The organism is Methanobrevibacter sp. (genome assembly GCF_045220775.1).
In the GTDB taxonomy this organism is placed as follows: Archaea; Methanobacteriota; Methanobacteria; order Methanobacteriales; family Methanobacteriaceae; genus Methanocatella.
In genome coordinates, this window is record NZ_JBGUWC010000017.1 from 1 (window position 1) to 9287 (window position 9287).

The following is a 9287-nucleotide window of genomic DNA, read 5'->3' on the forward strand; positions in this document are numbered from 1 at the left end:
ATATTAATATTATCATTAGTTCCACCATAAGTATAAGTCACATAAATAAACGCTTTAGCCAAAGTATCATTATCAGATAAAACAACAGGGAAACTGGTTAATGCATATTTACCAGTACCACTTGCATAAGTACCATTAGTCAAAATAACAATGTCACCAGTAATGGTTGTAGTGTAGAAGGATTCTAAACCAGTTTGATTATAAGTATCCTTACCAAGATAACCATTATATAAAACTGTTGCCTCATAGGAAGTTTCATTCAATAAAAATTCATCAAACCATACTTGAAGTTGGTAATTTACTGTATCATAATTTCCGGAACCGTCATATTTGATATGATCAGTCAAAGGCCTAATAGTAGGATCAACCAAAGGCACAGCTGTACTGCCATCAGTCAAATCAACTTCAGTGGAATTTACAACAGTACCATTATCCAATAAAACAACAACATATTTACCAGCCTTATTAGTAGTAACAGTAACAGTCAACTTATTAGCAAAACCAGGATAAACAACATCTTTAGAGTTATCAACTACTTTGAAATTAGAAATAGCAGCTGAATTTATTATGGATTTTGCAGTCAATACTGAAAGAACACTCTTATAAGAAGGTCCAGAGTAACCTTGACCAGGAATTACAAACAATTCAGTATTTTTACCATTTTTAAAGTAATTAGTTATATTCCATTCATTATATTGATAGTAATTACCCGCCTTATGTTTTGAATCAGTTAAAAATTCATCATTAAGTTTATAAGTTCCATCAGATGATGAAAGAGCAATATTGATTAATTTTGCTTCAAATACATTGTTAAATGAGGCGGTGTTAAAAGAAATAGTTTTATTGGAACTAGTCCAAATTTGATTATCGTCAACCAAATAATTGATTACATCATCGTCCCCATCATCATAAGCTAAAACTAACCCTATAAGTTTTATTCTTCCGTCAAATGATTTATTTTCCATTTTAAAGGTATCAACCTTAATTTTTAAATTAGTTCCATTTAAACCTTGAATCAAGCTAGTTACATCATAATGAACCATGAAATCTGAATAACATTTGGTAGTATGATTATTTACTGTATAAACAGTACCATCAGCTGAACCGTCTTCAGTCCATAAAGATTCAGAGTAACTTTCATTTCCATTAGCGGTAGAAATACTTATATTTGCATTAGCACCGTAAGTATTTTGAGCACTACCACTATAAACATTCACATAAACATCAGCACTTTTAATTGTCTTAGCATCAGCAGGAATATCATAACTTAATTCTCCACTTGTAGACCATGGATTTTCAGTTGCAACATCTACATCTCCTGAAACAGTACCTGAAACTTGTTCAGAATCCCCAATAACTGTTTCATCTCCACTTGTAGAAATAGCATTATCCACATCCTGAGCAGATATGGCACTAACACTAAGAACAATTATGAAAACCAAAAATATTGAAAATATTAAACTTTTATTTTTCATAATCTCACTTAATTACATTTCTCTTAAGTATTTAGTAATAATAAAAATAATCATTATATTACTAATAATACTATTATATTATTATAAAGTAATACTCTTATAAAACTTTTTATTCGGCCTTAAAAAGAGAAAAGTATATATAAATGTAAAGTAATTTTAAAAAGAAGTAATAATTATTCTAAAAAAATAAGAAAAAAGTAATACTAATTAGCAAATAGCTAAAAACAAAAAGTATTACTCTTAGCCTTCAACCATTATTAGCTTACCCGTTGAAGGATCCTTGTAAACTTTACCCATTTCCATATAGCCCTGACCTGAACTGTTAGAGGATTCTGGAGTTTCATTCAATGTTTGTCCTTCGCTGACTTCAGTCACATCAGGCGAGGACTCCTGAATGGCTTTTTGCGGATTTTGATTATCCTGAAATACCACACTCTGCATATTCCAACTTATAACAACAAATATTAATAAACCAACAGCAATAACAAGCATTGCATCTACAAGATTTGAGGTTCCAGCCATCGGGTCTTCTTCACCTTCAGAAAAACGTTTTTTAGATTTATCTCTAACCATTAGCAAAACCTCTTATTGGTTTAATTTATCAAGCAATGCATCTGCAAGCGCATCCAAATTAGACAAGTACTCTTCATACCATCTACGCCTTACTTTGGATACAAAATAAGCTACAGCTCCAGCACCAATACCTACAACAGTAGTATCAAAAGCAACAATAATAGCATTAGCCAAAGTATTTACATCTCCAGCACCTAAAGCAGCAAGACCAGGCCCCATAGGAATTAAAGTACCCATCAATCCCAATGTCGGTCCAATACGTGTGACAACATCAGTTCTTTCGATTGATTTTGCAAATTTATTTTCTTCAAATTCAACTAATTTTTTAGCAAGCGCATGTCTTGATTCAGGAGTTAGAGAATTTGCACGTAAAATCTTAATTAAGACAACTTTTTGAGATTCATAAATATTTGCATTTTTAATAACATTCTTTATTTCGTCTAAAGATGATGCATTTGATATGGAATAGATTAATTCTTCAATTAACTCAGGAGTGATTTTCTTTCTTGAAGTATATTCAGAAATCAATCCTCCGATTGCAAGTACCGCAAAGACTGCAAAAACTACCAGAAATATGATTACCGGAATCTGCAGACTTTGTGAAATCATATTTAATGTTGATGTTAATATTTCACTTCCAGGAATTGTTGTTACCATTAAATCACCTAATTAAAATTACTGTTTCTCCTAGATATTACTCCACCGATAGCCACTACAACAAGAACCAATATTAATGCCCCAATTAACGAATATGGAGATGCTATTGATATTGCTTCCATTGGATTTTGAATCATTGCAGTAATGTTCGGCAAGAACAGTGCGGACAACAGGAAATAAATTCCTAAAAAGAACATGAAATTGCCTAATACTATTGGATAAGGCTTATCAATGAATTTTACCAAGTAATTAGAAGCATAATAAGTTACAACGATTGTTAAAACTAATGCTAAAGCCACAATTACACTTAAATTCATCAATCCTAAACCTACAGTAGGTGCAACAAGCATTATACTCACTATAATGGAACCAAAACAACAAGGACATGGAGCAACTACTGCCATACAAGTGGCTGCAGTAGTATTTTTTTCAAATACCTTATACTCCCTTATTGTAAATATTCCTGCTAAAATCATGATTATTGCCATGATTAAGAAAAATTCGAAATTGTAAGTATAAATTAAATCTGTAATCTGATCTGTGAAAAATGAGGAAATTTCCGTCAATATTAAAACTCCCCCACCATATCCTATTGACACCAATGCCAAATATCTCTTTGACATGTTTGCGAGGCCTGTAGCAAGGCCCAATTTGATTCCAAAAATTAAAACTGCGGACAATATTCCGAGTTGCCATAAAATATTAATTGCATCCATTAAAACACCCACTATCTTTCATTAAATAACTTATCTAAATCTTGAACTTTATCTTTATCATCTTCATTTCTAAAGTATCCGACAGCAACAACCATAATCAAGCATAAAATTGCTAAAACAGCCACTATTGACAAACCTACTTCACTGGCTGATTGGGAAGATATCGGATTTATTTCAACTGACTTTTTGACATCCGCTCCCTCTGCAGATGAACTTCCAGCTTGGACTGATTCACTTCCAGCACCTACATTTGAAAATGCCTCTCCCTGAGCATTGTCACCACTTTGAGCAGTAGTTTGAGTAGTTGTGGAGCTGGAATTTGTTTTAACAGTCGAGGAAGAAGTTGATCCTTTTACTGGATTTTGAGTTGAAGCTTCCTTTTGATTATCTTTTGACTCGGTTTCTGGTGGCTGAGTTGATTGAGTATTGTTCTTGAATACTGGATTTTTAGTTGCCTCATATAATTTAGGAAGCAGTTGAGCCAAAATATCCGGATTAACATATTGCACAGCCCATTGCATCATCGCAATATTACCACAACTACAGTCACAACATGCCACACCATTTTGAACTGTTGCTTGAGCCCAAGTATTTGCTATATCGCTTATTGTTGCCTTATCTGCTTTCCAATATCCATCATGGATGGTAGTAAGCATTGTTCCACTCATGGAAATAAGTGAATATGCATTATTTCCGCTCATCAACCAGTCTTTAACGCCAATATTGTATTTATCCTTATAATAAGTATCATAAATTCTATCCCACAATCCATCTGATACTGCTGACGGTCTTGTTACTTGCCATCCATGTAAATTACTTACAAATTTATTTGACATGTAACGAGCCCCGCTATAACCTTCTTTCATCATTCCTTTAATCCAATCCGGATTATCATACCTTGCAGCAATTTCCCTATACATTACTTCCTCCAAAGATGAAATGTATGCATTGTTCTTATCCGCATACATCAATACGTTGAATTTAGGAGCTTTACCAGAAATATTTTCTACAGTCATTGACAAACCGCCCCAATAATCAAAGAAGTCATCGTTATCAAGTACACCATATTGGTTAGTATTACGACTGGCCACAATTGTATCTGAGTTTGACAGAGCCCTTAGGAATACCAATGGGTTTGTATCCCCCCAATAGTTTTTGGAGTACATATTACCCATCCTTCCAAGGTAAAAGTCTGCAAGTTCACTTGTATCGTTCCATGTCCATGACATTGATACCAATTTTGATATTCCTGCACCATAATCACCATTAGGTGGTGCAAAAATACGAGTTATTGCACATTCGCCGGCATAAGTAGCATTATAGCCTTGACTTAAATAGAATAAAGTATCCTCAATCCAGTGCTGTGCCACATAATTTGAATTTAACGGCTCGTTATAAATTCCATAATAGTTAATACTTTGCATTACACCTTCAAGAGCTTCACGCAATTGCTTACCATATGCTGAATTCATTAAAGTAGCATCCTTTGTTATTGTCAAGTATGACCTTGCAAGTGCAACACGATATGCATTATCCATTAATATTGATTGTGATGAGTATAAATCTCTGAATAAACCGCTTGTGATAACTGTTACATCAATTCTTTTTTTAGCCCAACCGTCAGGGCGTGTCAAGTCATCAAGTTTGATTACTTCAGGCATTGCACTCACTTTTTTACCTGTCGGATTACCTTCATCGTCATAACCTGCACTTGAAGAATCTGTCCAGATAGGCTTCATACCCAATAGGTAAAGAACAACAGAAACCAATGCACCGTCATCCCTTGCAGTTTCTACACACCAGATACCCATGATAATCTTTTCGGTAGTGTCATTTAAATCGGCGAGTGTTAATAAAGCAAGATTTTTTGCATAATCCCAAGCATCCATTGTCGGAAGTTCTGATGATTGGTCTTGGAACATGTTTTTACCTGTCGGAAGAATTGCAGGCTTTATTACAAGTTCTCCACCTTCGCCTACTGGAATATATCTGCCATTTAATCCATCAAGCATTGCATTCAATTCATTTGAAACACTGAAATTAATAAGGTCAATGTATTTTTTAGCCAATTCCAGACATGCTAAAAATGTAGGATTGTCGAATTTTTGATTTTGACTTATTAAAATATTATTGACCGTGTCAACATCCCAGTAAATCAATGCATTTACAATATCATAGGACTTGTTTAGAATAAATTCCCTTTCAGATGCAGACAACTGATTATAAGCTTTTGAATAATAGTAGTTTGAAAGTTCAGTGAATAAATTCAAAACACCCTGATTGTTGTCAAGAGCATAATCATAAGACAACATTGCTGAAACTGTGCTCGCCAAGTCCTGTTCACTCCAGGATTGACCTAAAGCATGAAGTCCCAATGGATACAATGTTGACTGCATTTCCACTAAAAACTTGTTTACCTTATCGACAAGCAAAGCATTTGAGATAGTTTTTACCTCTTCTTTTGTAAGGCCCAGATTAGTGCAGTAATCATTTTTTATAATTAAATCACGCAATTTATCAGCAGTTTTGGCATTTGGATTATCAATATATTCTTTAGCCAAATTGGCTGCAGCAGTCAAGTTTCCATATAAATGAGTATAGGACATTGGAGAGGTTAAATGTGAAATTATAACTGCAAAACCTCTTCTTTTTGCTTGAATAGCTTCAGCCAGACCATCTGCAATATAGAAGTATAACTGCGGTACATCTCCAACTACAACTGATCCGTAATCGGTAGCTGAAAGCAGGATTTCTTTTCCAGGAAGCCATTCATGTGTAGCGTGCCTTCCAACGAAAATCATTGCGTTATGATATTTGGTCTGCATATAGTAATAAGCTGCCAAATACTGGTGGGTTGGAGCTACAGCAGTACAGTGATATAAGTTTTCAATGTCAGATTCCCATCCTCTTTGAGGTTCAGGAGCAATAAATACATTTCCATAGGTTAAACCAGGTATTACAAAATAGTCAATGCCATTTCTATTGACAACCATTACATTACCCGGTGCATCTCCCCAACCGTTTAAACCTGAAATATTTAACTTTTTAAACTCATCAAAGTACTTTAAGAATAGATTATAATATTTTACATCCTGAGTTTTGGTATAATTTTTTAAACTGGATACAATGTTAGTTAAAACGCTTTTGGATTTTACGGAATTCTCTTCTGGAAGCAGAGCAACAACCTGATTATACCAATCGTCAATTGTATCTCCAATTGTTTTTGTATAGTTTAGCTCAACAGCGCGCCTTGAAAGCTCACCAATGTAGGCAACAGGTCCTTCACTAACTTGTATTTTAACAATTTCATCCAATGAATTGAACCATTTTGTATACTCTTTAACAGGCAGTAATGTAACGCCTGACTGGTTGGCTAATTTTTCAAGTTCTCCCGGTGCCCAAGTAGCTACATTAATACCGCATTTAAGCATTAAATTTTCAAGTTCAGTAACATTGGCAGGTAATTCGCCAACATCATAACCGGCATTTTTTAAAGTTATTAACATGTTATAGATACTGGTAATGGTGTCCAAGTAACTTGAACCGATATTTTGTTTTCCAGGAGGATAGTTATAATAGATAATTGAAATTAACTTATCGACATTGGATGTGTATTTTAAATCAACCCATGAATCAATTCTGTCAGCCAATAACTCAATATTTCTATTGTAAGGGATGTAGGTAGTAATTTGTGCCCCTGTTCTATTGGAAATATATTTTGATTGGCCACCAACAAATGTCGCATCAATGATTCCCTGAGTTTCAGCAATGGTAATGTGCCACCATTTATCACTTTTTTCTGTTGTAAGACCTGTAGACCCCAATTCCCACATTTCATTAGAAACATAATCAGAGTGGACCGCTCTAAATACAGGTACTCCTACCTCTTCAAAAAAGTTTGTGGCATTGGAGAAGTTTTGACCTCCGACACCATAAGCAACCATTGAAACAATAGCATCGACATAAATGTCATAATTGGATGAATCTTTCAAAAATCCGGAATAGTCTGTTTTTGCACTGGTCCATGATTCAATCATTACTTTCAATTGCTCAGCAGATCCACCTGCAGCAAAGATAGGGATTACATTATATCCTCTTGATTCTAATGACTCAATAATGCCATAGCATGGATGCAATTGCTGAGATTCAATATACATTGTACTTTCCAATATACCAATTGTTCTAGAAAAATCCGGATTGAAAAAGGTTGCAATATACTCATCAAGAGAATACCATCTGTCCCTATAGATTCCATACTGTTTTACACCAGTAAATGTTGGTGCATTGACTTCAAAAGCAGTACCCAAATAGTTTAACGTGTACAATATCTGATTTTTAAGGTTTTCCTTATCGTTTATATTTTTATAGAGAACCATCTGATTGAATAGAGGGTTAAACTTGGTGGCGCTCTTGTCGATGTAATTGTAAACATCAACATAGTACTTGCCTCTTTTTGTATTTTCAAAATATGAAATCAATTCCTGGTCTGAAAAAGTTGTGAAAATCTTTTGATAATTTATTGTATTGTTTCTGATTAAGCCAATTGAACTGGAACCTGAGTTTAATTTACCTGAAGGCGGTTCCAATATGAGAAACAATTTTTTGTTTGACAATTCAGGGTATTTTCCCAAGACATTTGTTAAAACTGAATCTACATCACTGCTTATCCATTCACCAACAAATCCATCACAGGAAGAAAGCAGTTTTACTAATTCAACATCATCCATTTCCTTTATCTGTTCACCGCTGCGAATAACCAAATTGATATTGCTTAGATTTTGAGAACTGCTCAATTCCTCACTGGCTTTATCCAAAATGTTAGTTCCAGGATTATCGCTTACAATAAATAAAGTAATATTTTGAGATTTGGACGAATCGGCACTTCCCAAATTATCATTGTTTGGTGATTCTTCAATAGCATTATCAATTAATAAAGTATTATCATTATCTGAAATAGATACATCATCTGAAGTGGAATTATCCATTGCAAATGAATAAGGAATGATAAATATCGTTATTAATAAAATTAATACACAAAAATATTTTTTATTTTTTAAACAAAACATAATACTACCTACAATTAATATAAACTTATTATCAGTTATTACTTTTAATATTAATAAATATATTCAAAGTATTACTTATTTCACAAATAATGGAAAAAAGTATTACTTTAAAAAAAAGAAAAATTAGCTTGAACTACCTCGACTTTGGTGAAGTCGAGGATTCTTACTTCACGGGCTGATACTCTCCCATGAGAGTAGGATTACCGTGCTATCCCCCCTGTTCCAGAGGTTCATTGTTTCATTGATTAAATCTGTTAATCCTTGTTTTAGAATGTTTTTAGCGGCGTTTATGTCTCGGTCATGTGTTTTTTGGCATTGTGGGCATTTCCATTTTGTTTCATATTTTAGGTCTTTGTTGTAGTATCCACAGTTGTTGCATGTTTTACTTGATGGGTACCATCTGCTTATTTGTCTTAGTGTTTTTCCGTATATTTTGGCTTTGTATTTGAGCATTTCGACAAATTTTTTCCATGCTATTTTTTGTAATTTTGGGCTGTAGTGATGATTTTGGAACATTCCTTTTATGTTTAGGTCTTCGAGTATGATTATGTCGTATTTTTCTACGATTTTTGTGGTTGTTTTGTGGTAGTAGTCGTTTATTTTGTTCTTTTTTTTGTCTATCCATTTCCAGTAGGTTTTTAGTGTTTTTTTGTATCGGTTACTGTTGTGTTTTTGTCGGGATAGTCTTTTTTGGTATTTTTTGATCATGTTTTCCTCGTAGGTAACGTCTAAATTGGCTATTTTTAGTCCGTTGTTGAGTGTTGCTAGTGTTCTCATACCTAAATCGATTCCGACGAATT

General features: G+C 33.8%; 6 protein-coding genes. All 6 read right to left on the reverse strand.

From position 1 onward, the window contains the following. The coding region (locus ACJROP_RS00735; protein WP_406533605.1) for a DUF3344 domain-containing protein at nt 1-1475 on the reverse strand (1475 nt) is incomplete at its 3' end. A gap of 240 nt (nt 1476-1715) precedes the next feature. Then, nucleotides 1716-2048 (reverse strand): DUF2149 domain-containing protein, encoded by a 333-nt coding sequence (locus ACJROP_RS00740; protein WP_292609013.1) that lies wholly within the window; start codon nt 2046-2048, stop codon nt 1716-1718. A 12-nt stretch (nt 2049-2060) separates the two neighbouring features. Beyond that, a complete protein-coding gene (locus ACJROP_RS00745; protein WP_292609010.1) occupies nt 2061-2705 on the reverse strand; it encodes a MotA/TolQ/ExbB proton channel family protein in 645 nt (214 codons plus the stop codon). Between the two features lie 8 nt (nt 2706-2713). After that, nucleotides 2714-3421 (reverse strand): DUF2162 domain-containing protein, encoded by a 708-nt coding sequence (locus ACJROP_RS00750; RefSeq protein ID WP_292609007.1) that lies wholly within the window; start codon nt 3419-3421, stop codon nt 2714-2716. A gap of 11 nt (nt 3422-3432) precedes the next feature. After that, entirely contained in the window at nt 3433-8406 is a 4974-nt protein-coding gene (locus ACJROP_RS00755) for a cobaltochelatase subunit CobN (protein WP_296852053.1), read from the reverse strand. Nucleotides 8407-8655: 249 nt separating this feature from the next. Beyond that, nucleotides 8656-9287: RNA-guided endonuclease InsQ/TnpB family protein (locus ACJROP_RS00760; RefSeq protein ID WP_406533606.1), on the reverse strand; the 632-nt coding region annotated here is incomplete at its 5' end.

Excerpts from the sequence above, each read along its gene's own strand:
- ACJROP_RS00750 (WP_292609007.1), bottom strand. The coding sequence starts at position 3,421 with ATGGATGCAATTAATATTTTATGGCAACTCGGAATATTGTCCGCAGTT.
- ACJROP_RS00745 (WP_292609010.1), bottom strand. The coding sequence starts at position 2,705 with ATGGTAACAACAATTCCTGGAAGTGAAATATTAACATCAACATTAAAT.
- ACJROP_RS00755 (WP_296852053.1), bottom strand. The coding sequence starts at position 8,406 with ATGGATAATTCCACTTCAGATGATGTATCTATTTCAGATAATGATAAT.
- ACJROP_RS00740 (WP_292609013.1), bottom strand. The coding sequence starts at position 2,048 with ATGGTTAGAGATAAATCTAAAAAACGTTTTTCTGAAGGTGAAGAAGAC.